General features: G+C 66.2%; 19 protein-coding genes. 8 read left to right on the top strand and 11 right to left on the bottom strand.

The genetic code is table 11. The features are described from left to right. Nucleotides 1–3: 3 nt before the first annotated feature. The 7 genes from G7Y85_RS08630 to G7Y85_RS08600 are packed head-to-tail and all read right to left on the bottom strand — an operon-like array spanning nt 4 to nt 6,156. Nucleotides 4–1,068 (bottom strand): NAD(P)H-dependent flavin oxidoreductase, encoded by a 1,065-nt coding sequence (locus tag G7Y85_RS08630; RefSeq protein ID WP_166254976.1) that lies wholly within the window; start codon nt 1,066–1,068, stop codon nt 4–6. After that, a complete protein-coding gene (locus G7Y85_RS08625; RefSeq protein WP_166254973.1) occupies nt 1,065–1,940 on the bottom strand; it encodes an enoyl-CoA hydratase in 876 nt (291 codons plus the stop codon). The genes G7Y85_RS08630 and G7Y85_RS08625 overlap by 4 nt, the downstream gene beginning before the upstream one ends. A 1-nt stretch (nt 1,941) precedes the next feature. Continuing rightward, a complete protein-coding gene (locus G7Y85_RS08620) occupies nt 1,942–3,129 on the bottom strand; it encodes a lipid-transfer protein (RefSeq protein WP_166254970.1) in 1,188 nt (395 codons plus the stop codon). Then, nucleotides 3,126–3,569: a Zn-ribbon domain-containing OB-fold protein gene (locus tag G7Y85_RS08615; protein WP_166254967.1), complete on the bottom strand. Its 444-nt coding sequence runs from the start codon at nt 3,567–3,569 to the stop codon at nt 3,126–3,128. Before G7Y85_RS08615 ends, G7Y85_RS08620 begins: the two co-directional genes overlap by 4 nt. Then, a complete protein-coding gene (locus G7Y85_RS08610; protein ID WP_166254964.1) occupies nt 3,566–4,375 on the bottom strand; it encodes a CoA-transferase subunit beta in 810 nt (269 codons plus the stop codon). The genes G7Y85_RS08615 and G7Y85_RS08610 overlap by 4 nt, the downstream gene beginning before the upstream one ends. A gap of 2 nt (nt 4,376–4,377) precedes the next feature. After that, on the bottom strand, nt 4,378–5,268 hold the full coding sequence (locus G7Y85_RS08605) for a CoA transferase subunit A (RefSeq protein ID WP_166254961.1): 891 nt from the start codon (nt 5,266–5,268) through the stop codon (nt 4,378–4,380). Beyond that, the gene (locus G7Y85_RS08600; RefSeq protein WP_166254958.1) at nt 5,269–6,156 is read right to left on the bottom strand and encodes a VOC family protein; all 888 of its coding nucleotides are present in this window, start codon (nt 6,154–6,156) and stop codon (nt 5,269–5,271) included. Between the two features lie 218 nt (nt 6,157–6,374). Between G7Y85_RS08600 and G7Y85_RS08595 the strand changes: the two genes are divergently transcribed. From G7Y85_RS08595 to G7Y85_RS08575, 5 genes are all read left to right on the top strand, one after another. Beyond that, on the top strand, nt 6,375–8,084 hold the full coding sequence (locus G7Y85_RS08595) for an FAD-binding protein (protein ID WP_166254955.1): 1,710 nt from the start codon (nt 6,375–6,377) through the stop codon (nt 8,082–8,084). Between the two features lie 38 nt (nt 8,085–8,122). Beyond that, nucleotides 8,123–8,890, top strand: a complete 768-nt coding sequence (locus G7Y85_RS08590) for an SDR family oxidoreductase (RefSeq protein WP_166254952.1) — start codon at nt 8,123–8,125, stop codon at nt 8,888–8,890. Between the two features lie 124 nt (nt 8,891–9,014). Then, complete coding sequence (locus G7Y85_RS08585; protein WP_166254949.1) at nt 9,015–10,592, top strand: FadD3 family acyl-CoA ligase; 1,578 nt, start codon at nt 9,015–9,017, stop codon at nt 10,590–10,592. 25 nt (nt 10,593–10,617) lie between these two features. Then, on the top strand, nt 10,618–11,481 hold the full coding sequence (locus tag G7Y85_RS08580; protein ID WP_166254946.1) for an SDR family NAD(P)-dependent oxidoreductase: 864 nt from the start codon (nt 10,618–10,620) through the stop codon (nt 11,479–11,481). Nucleotides 11,482–11,602: 121 nt separating this feature from the next. After that, nucleotides 11,603–12,082: a hypothetical protein gene (locus G7Y85_RS08575; RefSeq protein WP_166254943.1), complete on the top strand. Its 480-nt coding sequence runs from the start codon at nt 11,603–11,605 to the stop codon at nt 12,080–12,082. A 215-nt stretch (nt 12,083–12,297) separates the two neighbouring features. Here the strand turns inward: G7Y85_RS08575 and G7Y85_RS08570 are convergent, their stop codons facing one another. Then, a complete protein-coding gene (locus G7Y85_RS08570) occupies nt 12,298–13,002 on the bottom strand; it encodes a YceI family protein (RefSeq protein ID WP_166254940.1) in 705 nt (234 codons plus the stop codon). A gap of 79 nt (nt 13,003–13,081) precedes the next feature. Beyond that, a complete protein-coding gene (locus G7Y85_RS08565) occupies nt 13,082–15,421 on the bottom strand; it encodes a TonB-dependent receptor (RefSeq protein WP_166254937.1) in 2,340 nt (779 codons plus the stop codon). Between the two features lie 297 nt (nt 15,422–15,718). Here G7Y85_RS08565 and G7Y85_RS08560 point away from each other — a divergent pair, with 297 nt between their 5' ends. Both G7Y85_RS08560 and G7Y85_RS08555 read left to right on the top strand, forming a co-directional pair. After that, a complete protein-coding gene (locus tag G7Y85_RS08560) occupies nt 15,719–16,498 on the top strand; it encodes an SDR family NAD(P)-dependent oxidoreductase (protein WP_166254934.1) in 780 nt (259 codons plus the stop codon). Then, nucleotides 16,498–17,340 (top strand): class I SAM-dependent methyltransferase, encoded by an 843-nt coding sequence (locus tag G7Y85_RS08555; protein ID WP_166254931.1) that lies wholly within the window; start codon nt 16,498–16,500, stop codon nt 17,338–17,340. Before G7Y85_RS08560 ends, G7Y85_RS08555 begins: the two co-directional genes overlap by 1 nt. Before the next feature lie 45 nt (nt 17,341–17,385). Here G7Y85_RS08555 and G7Y85_RS08550 read toward each other — a convergent pair whose 3' ends face one another. Together G7Y85_RS08550 and G7Y85_RS08545 are read right to left on the bottom strand one after the other, a co-directional pair. Then, the gene (locus G7Y85_RS08550) at nt 17,386–18,456 is read right to left on the bottom strand and encodes a 6-bladed beta-propeller (RefSeq protein WP_166254928.1); all 1,071 of its coding nucleotides are present in this window, start codon (nt 18,454–18,456) and stop codon (nt 17,386–17,388) included. A gap of 15 nt (nt 18,457–18,471) precedes the next feature. Then, nucleotides 18,472–19,680 (bottom strand): cytochrome P450, encoded by a 1,209-nt coding sequence (locus G7Y85_RS08545; protein WP_166254925.1) that lies wholly within the window; start codon nt 19,678–19,680, stop codon nt 18,472–18,474. Nucleotides 19,681–19,828: 148 nt separating this feature from the next. Here G7Y85_RS08545 and G7Y85_RS08540 point away from each other — a divergent pair, with 148 nt between their 5' ends. After that, nucleotides 19,829–20,467, top strand: coding sequence for a TetR/AcrR family transcriptional regulator (locus tag G7Y85_RS08540; protein WP_166254922.1), 639 nt, complete (start codon nt 19,829–19,831; stop codon nt 20,465–20,467). The last annotated feature ends 166 nt before the right edge of the window (nt 20,468–20,633 follow it).

Here is a 20,633-nt window from a genome sequence, read left to right as displayed (position 1 = left end):
CCTTCATTGGATGGCGGCCAGGGCCGCAAGCCGCTGTCGTGCCTCGCCCACGAGCGAGGCCATCAGTTCGGCCACCGTCGGCAAGCTGCCGATCACCGCCGCCGCCTGACCGCTCGGCAGCACGCCCTCGTCCGGGCGCCCTTCGACCATCGCGCGCTGGATCAGCACCGGCGCGTTGGCGGCCATCATCGTCCGGATGGCGCCGTCGCCTTCGCGCATCGCCGCGAAGAACGTCCGCATCATGTGCGCGACCGACATGCCGGTGTGCGCGCGCCAGCGCCAGGCGCTCGCCAGCGCGACGAACAGGCGATGCAGCAGGCCGCCACTTTCGAGCCTGAGCAGGAACGGGTTGTCGATCATGCGTTGCGGCATGCCGTCGACCGCGGTCGACGCCCGAATCTGCGCCGGTTCCTTGACGGCCAGATATTTTTCCAGCGTCGCACGCGGCACCGGCGATTCGGCGGTCATCAGGAAGCGCGTGCCCATGGCGATGCCGGCGGCACCGAAAGCCAGCGCGCCGGCCAGACCGCGGCCACTGTGAAAGCCGCCGGCCGCAACGACCGGCACCTGCACCGCATCAAGCACCTGCGGCAACAGCAGCGTGGTCGGCACCGAGCCGGTATGGCCGCCACCTTCCGCGCCCTGCACGGTGATGATGTCGGCGCCGAGTTCGACGGCCTTCACCGCGTGCTTGAGCGCGCCGACGGTCGGCATGCACAACACACCGGCATCCTTGAAGCGTTTGATCGTCCTGGCGTCCGGTCCGCGACCGTAGCTGACCGCACGCACGCGATCGCTGTTCTCGAGCACCAGCTCGATGACCTCGCGTGCATTCGGCTGGAACATGTGGAAGTTGACGCCGAACTTGCCGTCGCAGGCGCCGCGCACCGCGGCGATCTGCTCGCGCAAGGTTTCGGTGGTCATGGTCGCCGCGGCGAGAAAGCCGAAACCGCCGGCGCGGGTGGTGGCGGCAACCAGTCTGGCGTCGGCCACCCAGCCCATCGCCGTCTGCACGACGGGATAGCGGCAACCGAGCAGTTCGGTCAGCGGCGTGCGCAGCTCGCTCATGCGTCGTTCGCCTTGTTCGATGCCGCCATCGCCCTGGCGTCGATGCCGGCGAGGTTGTTGCCGGTGACGAGCTGATTGTGTGCGTGCGCGAAGTGGTGCCAGCCGAAGGCCGCGTCCATCGCCGAGCGCTTGCCGCGCAGATCCTCGATGTGGTGGATCGACTGCTTGATCAGGCTCAGCGCCAGACGCGGCTGCGCAGCGAGCTTCGCCGCGATCGCGCGGACTTCCGTGTCCAGTGCGTCACGCGGGACAACCCGATTGACCATGCCCATCTGGTACGCGCGCTCGGCGCTCATCTTCTCGCCGAGCATCAGGAATTCCTTGGCGATGCGTGGATGCAGCTCGAAGGCATGCGCGAAGTATTCAACACCGGGGATGCCCATCTTCGCGGTCGGATCGGCGAAGTACGCATCGTCGCCGGCGATGATCAGATCGCAGACCCAGGCCAGCATCAGACCGCCGGCGATGCACGCACCCTGCACCTGCGCGATGGTCGGCTTCGGAACGTCACGCCAGCGCCGGCACATGCCGAGATAGACCTCCTGCTCGCGCACCAGCTGGAACTCGGCGCCGGGCTTGCCGACGTGATCGGGCAGCAGATGCGCGCGCTCGAAACTCTCGTGCGCGTCGCGTTCCGGCGTGCCGATATCGTGCCCGGCAGAGAAATTCCGGCCGACGCCGGCGAGGACGATGACCTTGACCGCGTCGTCATCGACCGCGCGGCGGAACGCGGCATCGAGCGCATAGGTCATCTTCGAATTCTGCGCGTTGTGATAGCGCGGTCGATTCATCGTGATCGTCGCGATGCCATCGGCGACGTCATAGAGCACGACGTTCGAGCCGGCGTCCTTGGGGGGATTCATCGCCGTCATCTCAGCGCTTCACGATGACCGACGAGCCGTGGCCGAACAGGCCCTGATTCGCGGTGATGCCGACCGTCGCGTTCGCGACCTGACGCTCGCCGGCCTGGCCACGCAGTTGCCAGGTCAGTTCACAGACCTGCGCGAGCGCCTGCGCGGGCACGGCTTCCCCGAAACACGCGAGCCCGCCGGACGGATTGACCGGAATGCGGCCGCCAACCTGCGTCTCGCCGGCGCGCAGCAGTTTCGCCGCATCACCACGCGCGCACAGCTGCAGATCCTCGATCCAGTCGAGTTCCAGCGCCGTCGACAGATCGTAGACCTCGGCAACGCTGACATCCTCCGGCCCGATGCCGGCTTCCTCGTAGGCCTTTTTCGGCAGCGCCGCGCGGAAGCTCTGCGCCGGCGCGGCGATTGCCGAATCGGTGGCGATGTCCGGCATCTCGACCAGTGCCGATGCAAAGCTCGGCGTCACCGTCGAGATCGCGGCGATGCGCGGCGCGCCGGCCTTGCCGATGCGCCTGGCGTAGTCGACGCTGGACACGATGATCGCCGCGGCGCCGTCCGACGTCGCGCAGATGTCCATCAGGCGCAGCGGATCGGCCACCATCGGCGAGGCGGCGACGTCGGCGGCACTGAATGCCTTGCGGTAGCGGGCGTTCTCATTGCTCAGACCGTGCGCGGCATTCTTGACCTTGACCGCCGCGAAGTCCTCGAGCGTGTCGCCGTACGAGGCCATGCGGCGTCGCGCATACAGCGCGAAGTAAGTGGGATTGGTGATGCCGATGCGAAAGCGAACCCAGTCCGGATCGTCGGGACGATCGCCGGGCTGCGGCTTGAGAAAGCCCTTGGGCGTGGTGTCGGCGCCGATCACCAGCGCCACTTCGCACTCGCCCGACAGGATCTTCGAGCGCGCGGCGGCGAGCGCCTGCGAGCCCGACGCGCAGGCGGCGTACGAGGTGTTGACCTGCGCGCCCTGCCAGCCGAGCGCCTGCGCGAACGTGGCGCCCGCGACCTGACCGGGATAGCCGTTGCGGATGGTCGCGGCGCCGGACACAAAGCGCACATCGCGCCAGTGGACGCCGGCATCGGCAAGCGCCGCGCGCGCGGCAACGACACCATAGTCGACGAAGTTGCGGCCCCACTTGCCCCAGGGGTGCATGCCGACGCCGAGGATGGCGATGTCGCGGTTCGCACTCATGCCGCGACCTTCCACTTCCAGGTCAGCTTGCCGTCGGCGAGTGGCTCCAGCGCCAGCTCCATCCGCATGCCGACCTTCAATTGTTCGACGCCGGTGCCGTTCACGATCGGGCCGAGCACGATCATCTTTTCGGCCTCGAGTTCGACCGCGGCAATCGCGAACGGCTTGAACGCGTCCTTGTCGACCTGAGCGAACGGTTCCGGCGGCTGATAGGCGGCATTCGTGTAGGACCACAGCGTGCCCGTCCGCGACAGCGCCGTCTCCTCGAAGGCCTCGCCGTCGCAGTCCGGGTTGCGGCAATAGCCGCTCTTCAGCTTCGGGAAATAGACCGTGCCGCAAGCGGCGCAGCGATTGCCGAGCAGCTGCGGGCGTTCACAATCGAGCGTGAACCAGCCGTCGAGCGCCGGTACGGACGCGGTCTTGGGATTCACGTCGCTCATGCCGCGGGGCGAATCCCGGGCGGATTGTCCTTGAGCTGCTTGCTGCGCACGTCCTTGGGATCGAGCTGGCGGATAACCGCGAGCTGCGCCTCGGTCGGGTGCGTCGTCTCGCGCAGATTGTCGGCCTTCAGCAAGGGGAAGCCGGTCGCGGCCTGCACCTGCGCGAAGCTCACGCCCGGATGCAGGCTGACGACGCGGATCGCGTGCTCGGGGCCACCGAAGTCCATCACGCACAGATCGGTGACGATCCGGTGGATGCGCATGTAGTCGTTCCTGACGCCCGCCGGCCAGCGCTCCTTGCGGTAGCCAACCGAGCAGACGACGTCGACTTCGTTCTCGACGAACACGCGCGGGCCGTGGTTCGGCACGAACATCGAATTCACGTGATTGATGCTGTTGCCCGGAAAGCCGCGCAGGCCGAGCATCTGTCGCTTCGGCCTGGCGAAGTCGCCGACGCAGGAAATGTTCGCCTGCCCCCAGCGGTCGACCTGCACCGGGCCGACCAGCGCGTGACGGCGGCCGTGCCAGAGCGCGTCGAACACGCGCGAGTACGGCATCCAGCCGGCGTAGGCGCGGCCCTCATGGTTCTTCGCGCCGATCACGACCGGCGTTTCGGTCAGATAAGCCTCGCCGTCGGTGATCATCAGGCCGGGGCTGTGCGTCAACTTGGCCAGACCCTGGGCGATACGCGGGATGATGCCGATGCCGGTCGCCAGAACCTCGCCTTCCTCGCGCCAGACATCGGCGCAGGCGCAGATCAGCAACTCGGCCAGTGTGAAATTCGTTGCGGCGGAACTTTCGCTCATGATCAGAACACCTGCCGCGGAAGTTTGATGATGGCGTCGAGTCCGCCGACAGCCTGCTGATACGCGGCTTCGTCGCCCGTCAGGAATTCGTCGGCGTATTTCGCCCAGCCGCCGTCTTCTTCGGCCGCGGCGCAGTAGCGCTTGAGGTGCGCGGCATCCCAGCCGTAGCCGGGCACGTGCGAGGTCGGATGCGCGCCACCGCGCGCGAGCACGACGCCGCTGACCAGGCTGCGCTCGAACGGATTGCAGCGCGCGTCGGCTTCATCGGTACTCGCGATCTGCTCGACCAGATCCTCGCAACTGACGTAGCAGCGATCGGCGGCACGCGCGAACAGTTCGTCGAAGAACGGGTCCGGGCTGTACAGGCGCGTGTTGCCGAGCTTGTCGGCCTTGTGCGTGTGCAGCAACGCAACGTCGAGCTTGAGCGCCGGCATCGCCAGCAGGACTTCGCCGTCGTCGTACGGCGAGGTCACGGTGCGGAATTGCGGATTGATCTTGGTGAGCTGATCGGTCGCCAGGCCAACGCGGGTCGGCAGGAACGGCAGCCGCATCGCCGCCGCGCGCAGCCCCCAGTGCAGCTGACCTTCGTCGAGTTCCATCGCCTCGATCTGGCCGGACTCGCGCGCCTTGCGGAAGAACGGTTCGAGCGGGATGAAGTCGAGCGAGACGAAACCGTAGATGAGCTTTTTCACCTTGCCGGCCGCGCACAGCATGCCCATGTCGGTGCCGCCGTAGCCGACGATCGTCAGGTCTTTCAGGCTCGAGCGCAGGATCTCGCGGACGATGGACATCGGCTTGCGCCGCGGCCCCCAGCCACCGATGCCGATCGTCATGCCGTCGCGCAGCTGCGCGACCACATCGGCCGCGCGCATCGTTTTGTCGAGTTGTGCCATTTATTGAAAACCGACCGAGAAGTCGTGGCCCCAGATCGAGACCTGCTGCGTCTGCGTGGTCTGCCAGACACCGGGCTCGACGCTGATGCCGCCGTAGCCGTATTCGATCGCGAAGTTGCCGGGCGTCATCATGTAGAACGAGGTCATGCGGTCGTTCTCGTGCTCGCCGAGCGTCGCCATCAGCTTGACGCCCTGCGCCCTGAGCCGGTCATAGGCCTTGCCGACGTCGGTGAGCTGATTGACCTCGACCATCACATGCACGCAGCCGGCCGGGTTCGGCATTTCGGCGAGCGCGAGGCTGTGATGGCGGCCGGCCGCCGCGTGCAGGAAGTAGATGCGGATGTTCGGCGCGTCGGGGCCCGGCTTGAAATTGAAGATGTCCGACAGGCCCATGCCGAGGGTTTCGTGAAACAGTTGCAGGGTCGGCTCGAACGGGATCGCCGGCAGCACGGTATGGCCCATGCCCTGCGCGCCGGTCTTGAAGCCCTGCACGCCGATCGGCGAGACAAACGGCGTCTTGCCGCCGGTATAGCCGCAGACCAGCTCGTGGCGGTTGCCGGCCGGGTCGGTGAAGCTGGCGATCGCCGCGGCCCTGCGTGCCGCGGCCAGCTCAGCGGCACCGTCGGTCACGTCGACGCCGGCCTTGCGCAGCGCGGCGACCGTGGCGTCGAACGCCGCGCGGTCGGCCAGCTGCCAGCCCGATGCGAGATAGCGGTCGGCATCGCCCCTGACGATGCTGACGCGAAAATCGCGCTCGTCCATCTTCAGCGACAGACCGTCGCCGGCGGCCAGCGCCTGCATGCCGAGCATCTGCTCGGCGAATGCCTGCCATTTCGCAGGATCGGTCGCCTCGACGACGATGTAAGCGAGCGCCTCGATTTTCAGCATGGGATTCCGCCGTCTGGTTATGCAGCCATGCCCGCCGGCGCACCGGCGGCAAGCTGTTTATTGATGAGCGGAAATTATCGAGACGGGCCGTTTCTGGAGCTTCACCCAATGAGACGAGTCAAAGCCGCGCAGACAGACGCTTTGCTCGTCTCATTGGACGAAGATCGGGGCGCCGCGATCGAAATAATGCGAAGGCTCCCATCCCCGCCCTCGCGTCCATGACCACGTCCGTTCCGTCGCCCCACGCGCGCGCTGCCGCCGCCGACGGCACCCTGAGCATCGACAGCCCGCGCATCATCAACGGCGAATCCGAACTGCACTGGGACTGGCGCTGCGACGTGCTGGTCGTCGGGTTCGGCGCCGCCGGCGCCAGTGCCGCGATCGCCGCCCGCGAAAGCGGCGCCAGGACCCTGATCGTCGAGCGTTTCGACGGCGGCGGTGCGACCGCGCGCAGCGGCGGCATCGTCTACGGCGGCGGTGGCACCGAACAGCAGCGCCGCGCCGGCGTCCACGACACGCCGGACAACATGTTCCGCTATCTGCAGCAGGAAAGTGGCGACGCCGTCAGCGAAGGCGCGCTGCGCCGCTTCTGCGACGACAGCCGCGGCCTGATCGCCTGGCTGGAAGGCATCGGCGTGTCCTTCGACACCGACGCCGACAAGCTCAAGCTGCTGCCGAAGACCTCGTACCCGAAGAACGGCACGTATCTGTACTACTCCGGCAACGAGGCGGTGAAGGAATACGCTGCGGTCGCCGAGCCGGTGCCACGCGGACACCGCGCGCGCGGCGCCGGCCTGTTTTCCGGCAAGACCCTGTTCGACCGCCTGCGCGCGCGGGTCGACGCGCTCGGCATCCGCGTCCTGCAGCAGAGCGGCGTGCACCGCCTGATTGTCGATCGCAGCAGCCAGACCGTCATTGGCGTCGAGCTGCGCCAGTTGCCGACCGGCTCCCGGGCTGCGCAGCAACACCGCAAGCTGCTGCGCCGCGCTGAAGCCGTGCACAACGTCGTCGCCGCCTGGGCCGACCGCCTGCGTGCCCGCGCACTGGCGATCGAACTGGCCGAAGCCAGGACCGTGTTCGTGCGCGCGCAGCGCGGCGTGGTGCTGACGACCGGCGGCTTCATCTTCAATCGCGCGATGGTTGCCGAACACGCGCCCCGGTTCCTCGCCCCGGCGCGACTCGGCGCGACCGGCTGCGACGGCAGCGGCATCCGGCTCGGCCTGTCGGTCGGTGCGGTCGGCGCGCGCCTCGACAAGGTATCGGCCTGGCGCTTCATCAATCCGCCGACGCACTGGCCGGAAGGCATCGTCGTCAATGCGCAGGGTGAACGCTTCTGCAACGAGCAGGTCTACGGCGCCCGGCTCGGCGTGCAGATCTGCGAACACCAGAACGGCCGCGCCTGGCTGATTCTCGACCGGCGCGCGCGACGCGCGGCGATCCGCGAAGCCCTGTTCGGCGGGCTGTGGGCATTCCAGAGCGTTCCGGCCCTGCTGCTGATGCTGCGTGCACCGCGTGCCGGCACCGCCGCGGCGCTGGCCACCAGGATCGGCCTGCCGCCGGAGGCGCTGCAGCTGAGCATCGAGCGCTACAACGACGGCGCGCGGCGCAAGCAGGATGCGCTCGGCAAGAGCAGCGCGCTGCTCAAGGAGCTGAACGGCCCGTATTACGCGCTCGACATCTCCGCGGGCAATCGCGGCTTTCCGTGTCCGGCGATCACGCTCGGCGGCCTGCGCGTGAACGAAGCCAGCGGTGCCGTCATCGACGCCGACGGCCGCGACATCGGCGGCCTTTACGCCGCCGGCCGCACCGCCGTCGGCATTGCCTCGAATTCGTACATCAGCGGTCTGTCGATCGCCGACTGCCTGTGGTCCGGCCGCCGTGCCGGCCGCGCCGCGGCCGGCGTCGACGCGCTGCAGGCCGCGGCCTGAATACCCCTCAACGACCAGATCAGAACAGGAGCATCCGCATGGGACGTGTTTCGGGAAAAGTGGCGATCGTCACCGGCGCCGCCAGTGGCGTCGGCAAGGAAGACGCCCTGCTGCTGGCGCGCGAAGGCGCGCAGGTCGTGCTGACCGATGTCAACGAGGAAGCCGGCCGCGAGGTCGCCAGGAGCATCGGCGATGCCGCGCTGTTCGTGCGTCACGACATCTCGTCCGAAGCCGACTGGAAAGCGGTGATCGCCGCCACGCAGGATAAATTCGGCGGCGTCGACATCCTCGTCAACAATGCCGCGATCCTCGCCTACGGCACCATCGAGACCACGACGCTCGAGTTGTGGCAGAAGATCCAGAAGGTCAATTCAGACGGCTATTTCCTCGGCTGCCATTACGGCCTCGAAGCGATGAAGTCGCGGCCGAACGGCTCGATCGTCAACATGTCGTCGATGGCCGGCATCGGCGGCCAGTCTTCGTTCTGCGCCTACAGCGCTTCGAAGGCAGCGGTCGCCGGCCTGACGCGCAGCGTCGCCGCGCACTGCCGCGCCAAGCTCTACAAGATCCGCTGCAATTCGATTCACCCGGACGGCATCGCCACGCCGATGGTGTTCAACCTGCATCAGGACAAGAGCGCGCCACCGGCCTACGTGCGCGAAAAGGACCCGAAGCAATTGCAGGCGCGCTTCGCGCAGCCGCAGGACATCGCCAATCTGGTGCTGTTCCTCGCCAGCGACGAATCGAAATTCATCAACGGGGCCGAGATGCGCATCGACAATGGTTACTTGATGTGGGCGGATTGAGGAGCATGCACGTCCTGCACAGGCAACCGCGCCGTCCGGCGGCAAAGCAGTTCACTGGACTGCTTTCTCTTCCGCCTCACTGGCGCGGACTTTCAGATTTGGAGACGCGGCTATTTCGCAGCGCATGATCGAAACCGCCCCACAAGCCTTCGCCGCCTCCGTCGCGACGTTCCGCGATCGCGTCGCGGTCGTCGGCGAGGATGGTGTGCAGCTCAGCTACGGCGAGCTCGACATGCTGCGCCGGCGCGCCGCGAAGTCACTGATCGCGCTCGGCGTGCAGGCCGGCGATCGCGTTGCGATCTGGTCGCCGAACAATGTGGCGTGGATCGTCGCCGGTCTGGCGATCCACAGCGTCGGCGCCGCGCTGGTGCCGATCAATACGCGCATGCGCGGCAACGAGGCCGCGTATGTGCTCGAACGCAGCGGCGCGCGCGTGCTGTTCTCGGTCGGTCGCTTTCTCGGCCAGCATTATCCGACGATGCTCGCACCGCAGCGGCCCGCGTCGCTGGGCGCGATCGTCGTCATCGAGCACGCCGAAGCCGATGATCTCGACTGGCCGGCGTTTCTCGCCGGGGGCGAGGCGGTCACCGATGCCGAGCTGGATGCGCGCAGCCATGCGGTGAAGGCGGACGACTGCCTCGACGTGCTGTTCACCTCCGGCACCACCGGCCTGCCGAAAGGCGTGGTGACGACGCACGAGCAGAACCTGCGCGCGATCGCGGCGTGGTCGACCTGCGTCGGCCTGCGGTCCGATGATCGCTATCTGATCGTCAATCCGTTCTTTCATTCGTTCGGATACAAGGTGGGCTGGCTGGCCGGCCTGATCGCCGGGCTGACGGTGCTGCCGCACGCGGTGTTCGACGCGCGCGCCATCCTCAAGCGCATCGAGGCCGAGCGGATATCCGTGCTGCCCGGCCCGCCGACCCTGTTCATCAGCCTGCTCGATGACCCGCAGCGCGCGAGCACGGATCTGTCCTCGCTGCGCGCGACGATCACCGGCGCGGCGGCGATTGCGCCGAGCCTGATCGAACGCATTCGCGCCGAACTCGGCTTCGAAGTCGTGCTGACCGGCTATGGTCTCACCGAAACCTGCGGCATCGTCAGTCTCTGCGACGCCGGCGACGATGCCGAAACCATCGCGCTGACCTCGGGCAAGGCGATTCCCGGCATCGAACTGCGCTGCGTCGACGGCGAAGGACGCGCGCTCGGCCCGGGCGAGTCCGGCGAGATCGTCGTGCGCGGCTACAACGTCATGCGCGGCTACCTCGACGATCCGCAAGCCACCGCCGAGACCATCGATGCCGAAGGCTGGCTGCACACCGGCGATGTCGGCCATCTCGATGTGCGCGGCTATCTGCGCATCACCGACCGACTCAAGGACATGTACATCGCCGGCGGCTTCAACTGCTATCCGGCCGAGATCGAGCGCACGATGGCGGCGCATCCGGCGATCGCGCAGGTGGCGGTGATCGGCGTGCCGGACGCGCGCATGGGCGAAGTCGGCAAGGCCTATGTGCTGCTGCGACCGGGCCAGAGCGTGGACGAAGGTGCCTTGATCGCGTGGTGCCGCGAACAGATGGCGAACTACAAGGTCCCGCGCCACATCGAGATCGCCGACACGCTGCCGACCAATGCATCCGGCAAGGTGATGAAGTTCGAACTGCGCAAACGCATCAGCGATCAGGCCGGCACGTCGGCCTGATCCGCAACATCGAGGAGAGCGAAGCATGAGCGGAGCATTGGAAGGCGTGGTGGCAGTGGTCACGGGTTCGTCGCGCGGTGCCGGCAAGGGCATCGCCCTGGCACTCGGCGCACTGGGCGCGACGGTCTATGTCACCGGCCGCTCGCAGAAGGAAGGCGACGCCGCGCTGCCGGGCACGATCGGCGGCACCGCCGACGAGGTGACCAAGGCCGGCGGCAGGGGCATCGCCGTGGCCTGCGATCATGCCAGCGACCGCGACGTGAAAAACCTTTTCGAGCGCATCAGGAAGGAACAGGGTCATGTCGACATCCTCGTCAACAACGCGACCTATCTGCACGACGAGCTGATCAACAAGGGCGGCTTCTGGACCAAGCCGATCGAGCTGGTCGACATTCTCGACGTCGGCCTGCGCTCGGCCTACGTCGCCAGCTGGTACGCGGCGCCGATGATGGTCGAGAAGCAGAACGGCCTGATCGCATTCACTTCGTCGTTCGGCGCCAGCTGTTACATGCACGGCCCGGCATACGGTGCGCAGAAGGTCGGCGTCGACAAGTTCGCCAAGGACATGGCCGTCGATCTCAAGGCGCACAATGTCGCGACCGCGTCGATCTGGATGGGCATGCTGCGCACCGATCGCACGAAGCGGGTGATGGACAGCGAACCGGACAAATACGCCGGTTTCTGGGAGATCGCCGAGACGCCGGAATTCACCGGCCACGTGATCGGCGCGCTCTATCGCGATGACAAGCGCGCGGAAAAATCGGGGCAGGTCTTGATCGGCGCCGAGCTCGCCCAGGAGTACGGCATCGACGATGAAGGCCGGCAGCCGCCATCGCACCGACCGATGCTCGGCGGGCCGACGCAGGCGCATCCGGCGATCGTCGAATAGCGCCGCGTAACAGTCTGTAACAAGCCGGATTCATTTAAGCACCGTTCATGATTCAGGCGTAGTCTTCCGGGTTGTCGTCGCCGATCAACGGATCGGCGGCCGTCACCCCCAGGAGGAACAAATGAACAAATGGATACCGATCGTCGGCGCAACGGTGCTGGCGATGGCCAGCGGCATGAGCTGGGCACAGGATGCTGCGGCGCCGAGCACCCCGGCATCGAGCACCGCCGCGCAAAACGCAGCCGAGCGGCAGGCCGCACGACAGGACAATCGTGCCGGCCGGCACGACACCGCGGCAGCCAACAGCGACGCACGGCAGCAGACCCGTCAGGATGCCCGCGGTGCCCGTCAGGACACGCGCCAGGACATTCGCAACGAACGCCAGGACGCCATGCAGGGCACCAGCGCCGACCGCCAGAAAGCACGGCAGGACGCACGCGCGGCACGCCAGGACACACGCCAGGGCAATCGCAAGGCACGTCGGTCCACCGTGAAGGCTGACAGCAGCGCACGCCAGAGCACCCGTGCCGATGCCCGGGCGACGCGCAAGAAAGCGCGTGACGATGCCCGCGCAAGCCGTCAGGATACGCACGACAACTAGACCGCTGTCCGTCATCACGCCGATCGCGGATCGATCGGCGTGATGACGGCGCCAGCCGATGTGCCGATCATTCGAGAACCCGGCACCGTTCATCATCGCGGTCGACTGCGCCAGGGCCGCAACGCCGGCAGCGTTCCCTCTTCGCTTTCTCCAGCCTGCGCGTCCCGGTCGCGCAGAACAGCCACGATGCCGGCACCGCGGGCGCCGCCCTTGCGTCAGGGCGTCCGGCTGATCGCCTGCAATTGCAGATCGAAATCGATCGCCAGCGTGTCATCGACGCCAAGCGCGCCGCCGAGGATCGAAAACGGCTTGATGCCGAAGTCGCTCTGGCGAACGACCAGACTGCCCCGTGCGCCGAGTTCCCGGGCGGTGTGCTGCAGATGAAGAACCACGCGTTGCACGCGCGTCACCCCGTGCAGCGTGACGGCGACATCGGCAACCGCGACCGGCCATTCGCCGACCACCGTCACGGAATTGAGCACGACCCAGGGATCGTGGTCGGCGTCGAGTGACTTCAGCATGTTGTGCTGCGTACCCGCGATATCGTCCGCCGAACGCGGCGTGCTGAAGCCGCCACCGGTCGCGGCGCGCAGCGCGGCATCGTCGACCTGCAGCTGGTCGAGCCGGAAACGCAGCGAGAAGCGCGCAGCATTGAGCTGGTCGTCCGGCACCTGCACCCAGCCTTCGAGCTGGGGGACGGTCAGGACGTGGTTGTGTCCGAAGTGCGCGGCGCGACCGGCGCGGTAGACGTAGATCGTCGTGCGCGACGGCTCGGGCTGCAGCAGGTAGACGATGCCGGCGGACGTCGGCGCGGCGACGAAGGGCATCGGCGCGCCGGCATCGGCCAGTGGCGGCGACGACTGGCAGCCGCCCAGCACGAGCGTGGCGGCGAGCAGCGACGGAAGCAGGGGCGTACGCATCGGTCGAGCATGCGCGAGGCCCGGCAGCGGCGCAAGAAAAAGGCCCGCCGAAGCGGGCCTCGAATGACATCGACACGTCTTACCAGCGCACGACACCGGTCACGCCGAAGGTGCGCGGGTCGTTGAAGTTGGCGACCGTGAGGCTGCCGAACGCCGGCCCGAAATCGATGAAGTTGGTCGGCGAATCCTTGTCGGTGACGTTGCGGCACCACAGCGCCAGTTCGCCGCTGGCCGCATCGCCGAGCTTCACTTTCGACAGCGACAGTCGCAGGTTGAGCAGGCCGGTCGACGGCACCTTCGCATCACTGGCCACCTGCTTGCTCGGGTCATAGCCGGCGTCGCTCGGTCCGGTCAGCTGGTAGGCGTAGGTATAGAACGCATCGGTGTACGCGTAGTCGACCATGCCGCGCAGCTCTGCCCAGCCCAGCTGCGCCAGACGCATGTCGAGATACAGGTTCGCGGTGTTCTTCGGCGCGTGGACGAACGCGCGGTTGTCGGCGACATCGGCACCGCCGTCGATGAACTCGTCGTACTTGGTGTGCAGATAGGCGTAGTTGAAGCCCAGCCGCGATCCGGCCCAGAGCGCGACCTGACCTTCCAGCTCGGCGCCATAGATCGTCGCCTTGCCGGCGTTGCGCACGCTCGACGCGGCCGCGCCGGAGCCGAGGAAGATGGACTCCTGCAGATCCTTGGCCTTGTTGTAGTAGACCGCGGCATTGAGCACGATGCGCTGGTCGAGCCAGGTCGACTTCGTTCCGAGCTCGTACGAACGCTGTTTCTCGGGTTTGAACGGCGTCTGGGTTTCAGCCACGTTGTCGGCGGACGACAGCGTCGGATCGCTGAACTCGCCGTTGAAGCCCCCGCTCTTGAAACCCTCGGCGTAGCGCAGGTAGGCATTGAGGTCCGGCGTGAACTGCCAGGCGACCGACGCCATCGGTGTGGTCGCATGGAAGGTTTTCTGCGCGCCGGTGCCGGCAGGGATCAGGTAGTTGAACGCAGCCGGATCGGAATTCGTGCACTCCGGATAGAACGGCGAATTGCAGCCGAAGGTGCGGGCCAGTTCCTTCTTCTCGCGCGTGTAGCGCAGACCGGCGCTCAGCGTCAGCGGATCGATCGGCTTGTAGTCGAGCTGACCGTAGACCGAGCCGGCGTGGGTCTTGGTCGAGTAGCTCGAATCGTAGTTGGAAGAATGGCTGAAGAAGTGCTGAGGGTTGTTGGTCCCGCCGTTGTCGCCGAAGTAGTACAGGCCGCCGACCCAGTTCAGCTGGTCGGTGTGCCCCAGCCACTGCAGATCCTGCGAGATCTGGTGATACTTGGTGAAGCGCTGCGTGAATGCGATGTCGTAGGGCGAACCGTCGAGGTCGAGCGAATCGTCCCAGCTCAGCTTGCGATAGCCGGTGATCGACTTGAGCGTGTTGATGTCGTCGAGCGTCCAGTTCAGCGTGAAGGCATGTCCGCTGATGTGGGCTTTCTCGAACATCGGCGCGTCGAGATCGGCATGCTTGAGACGATCGTGCGAAGCGTAGCCGTCGAAGCCCGGATAGCCGAGATTGTTGTCGACGTGATAAAGCTGATCCCAGTTCGGCGTCTGGTTGGTGATGCTGCGGTCGTAGCGGTATTCACCGAGCACATCGGGGGCGAAGTCGAAGTCGGCAGCGAAGCGCAGGCCGTTGTTGTTGCGGTCGTTGAGTTTGCTGGTCGAACTGTCGTTGCTGGTCTTGACCCAGCCGTCGCGCTGCTCCTGCCGCGCCGCCAGCGACATGCTGACGATGCCGATCTTCGGCAGATCGATCGACGCCTTTTCGGTGATCGCGTTGTAGTTTCCGACTTCGAGACTCGCGGAGCCGCCGAATTCACCGGACGGACGCCGCGTGATCAGATTGATCGCACCGGCCAGCGTGTTGCGGCCGTACAGCGTGCCCTGCGGACCGCGCAGCACTTCGACGCGTTCGAGATCGACGATGTCGAAGATGCCGCCCTGCGCCTTGCCGATGTAGACGCCGTCGACATAGACGCCGACCGCCGGATCCCAGTAGATCGCCGGATTGATCTGCGACAGGCCGCGGATCGTGATCTGCGAGATCGTCGTGTTCGAAGCGGTCTTGCTGATCTGCAGGCCGGGAGCGAGCGCCGACAGGTCACCGACATTCTGGATGCCGCGATTCTCGATCTGCTTCGAATCCATCGCCGTCACGGCGATCGGCACCTTCTGCAGCTTCTCTTCGCGACGCTGGGCGGTGACGACGATTTCCGCGATCTTGTTGTCGTCGCCACCATCGGCCGCCGCGGCGGCGGCCGGCGCGGCAGCAGCGGAAGCGTCTGCGCTGTCCGCCGCAACGGCGGGATGGCTGAACAGCAGCGGCAACGGCAGCAACGCGGCAATTGCGCCGGCGCGGCGCACGCGATCGATTCGGATCATGGCTCTCCTTGTAATGGTTGTCGCATCCGCGCACGCCGATCACGGCGCCCCGATGCTTCTCACCGTCGTACGTGGCGACGGCTGGCCCGTATCGTCGTCACTCCGCACGCTCCGGCCTTCGTCTGGAAGGGTGAGAAGTCGGACTCACCGATGAATGTTGTCGTGCAGCAGACGGACGGTCGCACGTTCGGGTGAGGCTCGGCCGCCGGCGCGGTGCAAGGATGCCGCAGGCGTCCGTGGCGACGTGGACCTTGCCGCCGCGCTTCCGATCACCATCAACGCAAAAGGGAGACACTCATGGCACGACTGCGCAACAAGGTCGCCATCATCACCGGCGGCGCCCGCGGCATGGGCGGCGCCACCAGCCGACTGTTCGTTGCCGAAGGCGCGAAGGTGGTGATCGCCGACGTGCTCGACGACGAAGGCGGCAAGCTCGCCGCGGAACTGGGCGACAGCGCACTGTTCGTCCACCACGACGTCAGCCAGGAAGGCTCCTGGCATGCGGTGCTGGAAAAGGCGATCGCGAAATTCGGTGGCGTCGACATTCTCGTCAACAACGCCGGCGTGCTGCTGTTCAAGAGCATCGCCGACACCACGCTTGCCGACTTCGAACGCGTCGTCGACATCAACCTCGTCGGCACCTTCCTGGGCGTGAAGACCGTCGGCGCGCACATGATCACGCGCCGCCACGGCAGCATCGTCAACATCTCGTCGGTCGACGGCATGAAAGGCGCGAACAGCCTGTGCGCGTACAACGCCAGCAAGTGGGGCATTCGTGGCCTGACGCGCGCGGCGGCGATGGAATACGGACACAAGGGCGTGCGCGTGAATTCCGTGCATCCGGGCGGCATCGACACGGCGATGGGCAATCCGTTCGCCGAAGCGCGCGCCGAAGCCAACAAGCGCTACACGATGGTGCCGCTGCAGCGCATCGGCGAACCGAGCGAAGTCGCCTACACGTCGCTGTTTCTCGCCAGCGACGAAGCCTCCTATCTGTGCGGCGCCGAGATCGCGGTCGACGGCGGCATGCTGACCGGCCAGTACTACGTCGGTTTCCCCGGCGCGCCGGGCGTCTGATGGCCCGCGAACAGACCGCGCGCGTCAGCCCCACGGCGTATGCGACGGGCTACTTCTGGTTTCGCCAGGGCATGTCGCATCCGGCGTTCGCGACGCCGCAGGGCAAGCGGCTCGATCGCGCGTTCCGCGTGCTGACCGGTGTTACCCGCAGGCTGTCCGGCTTCTCGCTCGATGCGCTGATGCTGGCGCGCCACAAGGGCATCGATGCGCAACTGAGCAAGGCGATCGACTCCGGCAGGATCGGTCAGGTGATCGAGATCGCCGCGGGGCTGTCGCCGCGCGGCTGGTCGTTCATGCAGCGCTACGGCGATCGCCTGCGCTACATCGAAACCGATCTGCCGACGATGGCCGCCTGCAAGCGAGCGCTGCTGCTGCAGACCGGTTCGCTGTCGGAGCGGCATCAGCTGGTCGAACTCGATGCGCTGTCGTCCGACGGTCCGGATTCGCTGGCCGCGGTCGCCAAGCGACTTGATCCCGACGTCGGCACGGCGATCATCACCGAAGGCCTGATGAACTATCTGGACCCGGCCTCGGCGCGCGGAGTGTGGCAACGCATTGCCGAGACGCTGGGCGGTTTTCCGCAGGGCGTCTATTTCAGTGACGTGTATTTCAATGAACGTGTGCAGCATCCGGCCGTGATCGCGTTCGGCGCGCTGCTCAGCGCGTTCGTCAAGGGCCGCATGCACGTGCATTTCAAGTCGCCCCGGGATTTGGCGCAAATCCTGAAGGGCGCCGGCTTCAAGCGCGTGCGTGCGGTCAGGACCGACGCGATCGCTGCCACACGCGAGTACGCGTCGCAGCGTGGTGGCGACAGCGTACGCGTGCTCGAAGCCTGGGCGTGAACCCGCAGTGCCTGGCGAGAATCCCGCGACGTCGCGTCGGCGCACTCACGCTGGCGCGGCGATCGCTGCGAGCCGCCACGGATAGACGCCATCGGCATTCCATTGCGCGACGTAGAGATTGCCCGATAGATCGGCGCAGACGTCGTGTACATGGTGAAAGCAGTCGTACGACGACTGCAGTGCGACCAGTTCACCTTGCGCATCGCGTGTCGCGGTGCCGCCCAAGGCCGTGCAGAGCCGATCGTGCATGTCGAGGATCACGACGAAGCCCGAATTCGGCTTCATGTGCGCACCCGACCAGCACAGGCTGACCAGCATGTGCTCGCCGTGCAGCACCGGTCGGCATGGATAGCCGCCAGGCAGCTTGATCTCGCCCAGGTAGTGGCCATCGAGGCTGAAACGTTTGATGCACGATTGCCGGCGCGAGGTGACCAGCAGGACTTCGTGACCGCGCCCCTTTCTGGAATCGATGGCGATCCCGTGTGCGAAGTCCAGGTTCTCGGGCGCCGAACCTTTGCCGCCGAAATGTCGGATGAAGTTTCCGGCAGCGTCGAATTGCAGCACGTGCTGCGATCCATACCCGTCGGCAACATAGATGTCGCCGTTCGGTGCAACCGCCGTCTGTGTCGGCGCATACGGCATCAGCGCACGATAGAGGCCCAGTGCGTGCGGGCCCGGAAGCCGGCGCAGAACCTCGCCTTTCAACGTGGTCTGAATCACCTGGGCAGCATAGGGATCGCAGATCCAAAGGCATTGTCGCCCGTCCTGCGTGGCGATCGTCAGGCCATGGGCGCCACGCAGCCCCAAGGTCCAGGTGTCGAGCACGCAGCCGTCACGATCGAAAACGATGACGTTGTTGCGTGGATGGTCGGTCAACAGATAGAGGTGTCCGTCCGCGTCGATCGCCATTTCATGGGCGTTCTTGACCGGCACCGCATCCGGCATGGCTTTGCACCAGTCATGATCGACGCGGTAACGAAATGCGCCGGCACCGACGATCCTCGCGTCGGCGCTCGACGTGCTGACCCAGTTCCGCTTCGACAGAAAGCGCGTGCCGGCGATGAACGCGTCACTGCCCAGCTCGTTGAGCTTGCCGAACGCCCGTTGGAGGCTCATGAGCGGAGCGGCGTGCTAAGAGTCAATGCTGATGTGCAGCTGCTCGTGCCGACGCACCTGCAGGCTGGTCACCCATTTCGGCGTACGCCCCGGCGTCAGCGTGATCCGCTTCGTTCGCGCCAGCAGCATGCGCAGGATGATCGCGCCCTCCAGACGCGCCAGCGGCGCGCCGACACAGGTGTGGATGCCGCGGCCGAAGGTCATGTGCATGCGCGGCCGCGACAGATCGAGTTCGTCGGGTCTGGCGAACACATCGGGATCGCGGTTGCCGGCCGACCAGAACATGAGGACCGTGGCGCCCTCGGGAATTCCGACGCCGCCGAGTTCCGTGTCCTTCGGTGTCGAGCGCAGGTGGAAGCGGAACGGCGATTCCAGCCGCAGCACTTCCTCGAGGAAGGCGGGGATCAGATCCGGCTGCTCGCGCAACGTCTGTTGCAGCGCCTGATCCTCGGCGAGCATGCGCACGGCGTTGCCAAGCAGACTGGACGTCGATTCGCCGCCGGCCGCGAGCAGAATGTGCAGAATGGCCCGCCCTTCCATCTGGCGCAGCGTGCCGCTTTCGATATTGCGCTTGATCGCCGCGAGAATGTTGTCGCCGGCATCGGACCCTTCGCGCAGCTGCCCGTCCAACCAGCGCTGGATCGTGGCGCTGCGCCAGATCGTCTTCAACAGCTGGAACAGCGACAGCGAGCCGCTGACAACCGCCGTGGAATCGAACGCTGCCTGGAGCAGCGTGTCGATATTGCTGCCGCGGAAACCGACCAGCTTGCTGACCACCGTCATCGGCAGCGGATTGCCGAGTACCGCCATGAAGTCGGCGGACGGCGCCTGCAGCAATTGCGTGATGCACACATCGGCGACCTGCTCGACATCCGGCGCCATCGTCGCCATGCGCTTGGCGACCAGCTCCGGAAACACGGCCTTGCGGTGCACGCCATGCAGCGGCGGGTCGGCCGTCGCCAGGATCTGCGGGATACCCTTCTGGCGCGTCAGCCGCGCGGGAACGCCGCCGCGACCGCGATACAGGACGCCGCGCAGATTGGACGAGAAATCCTCGACGCGGCGGCTGGCTTCGTCGAGCAGCGCGTGCCGCGTGATGATGAAGATCCGGCTTCCGGGCACCTGCCACACCGGCGCTTCGCTCTGCAGTCGGCGATAGAACGGATACGGGTCGTCGAGGACGGCCGGATCCAGCAGGGCCGTGCCCGGAATCGGATGTGTCATGGTTGAACGTCTTGCGATCGGGGCTCGTGGCAATGCGCGGCGCATCCGCCCGGCGCATCGTTAACTGGCGATGATGCTAGTTAATACGAGACGCTACTGTCAAATGTGACAGTAATAGCCGCCCAATGGACGGCGGCAACGCCAGAGCATGAGTCATCGTGGCTTGTTGCTATCCTTGCCGACTGGAATCGTTCGAGGTGCGCGGATGGCGGAGACGAGACGGCCCGCAGAAGAAAGCAGGGCCCTGCTGATCGAGGCGGCCGTGGAGATCATCCGCACCGAAGGCTATGGTGCGCTCAGCGCCCGCCGGCTGGCCGAAAAAGTCGGCCTCAAGCGACAAATTGTCCATTACTACTTCCGGACGATCGAGGAGCTCTTGCTGAGCGTCGTCCGCTTCTACGGCGACAGCGGTCTGGCCCGTATGCGCGAGGCACTGCGCCGCGATCCGCTGAAAGCGCTCTGGAAGGTGCAGGTCGACGCGAGCGCGACGACGTTTGCGTTCATCGCCATGGCGAGCCATGAGCCGGCAATCCGCGCGGAGATGCGCCATTACATGGACGAGTTCCGCCAGGTGCAGACTGAAGCGATCGCCGCCTATTTCCAGGCGCGCGGTGTCAAGCCGGAACTGCCGCCAGCAGCGATTGCCATCCTCATCCAGAGCGTCTCGCAGACCTTGGCCGTCGAGAGCAGCATCGGCGCCGTGCGTGGCCATGCCGAAGCAAGAGCCGCAATCGACGCGCTGCTGCGCCGACTGACCCGCGACAAGAAGACGGCGCCCGCAAGGTAAGCGGCTCGCGCCTTTGCGCGGCGATCCGACACACGTATCGCAATTCTCCGGCGTCAGCTGCCGCCACTACTGGCACTATTGACAGTAGAGAATGGGCGCTACTAGCATTGATGCCAGTTGTCCGGGCCATGAGTCGAAGACCGCATTGATGCGGCAAGCCGGGCGG

This window comes from Solimonas terrae (assembly GCF_011067135.1).
Taxonomy (GTDB): domain Bacteria; phylum Pseudomonadota; class Gammaproteobacteria; order Nevskiales; family Nevskiaceae; genus Solimonas; species Solimonas terrae.
The sequence above is the reverse complement of the archived record's forward strand: the minus strand, read 5'-3'. Positions and strand labels throughout refer to the sequence as shown.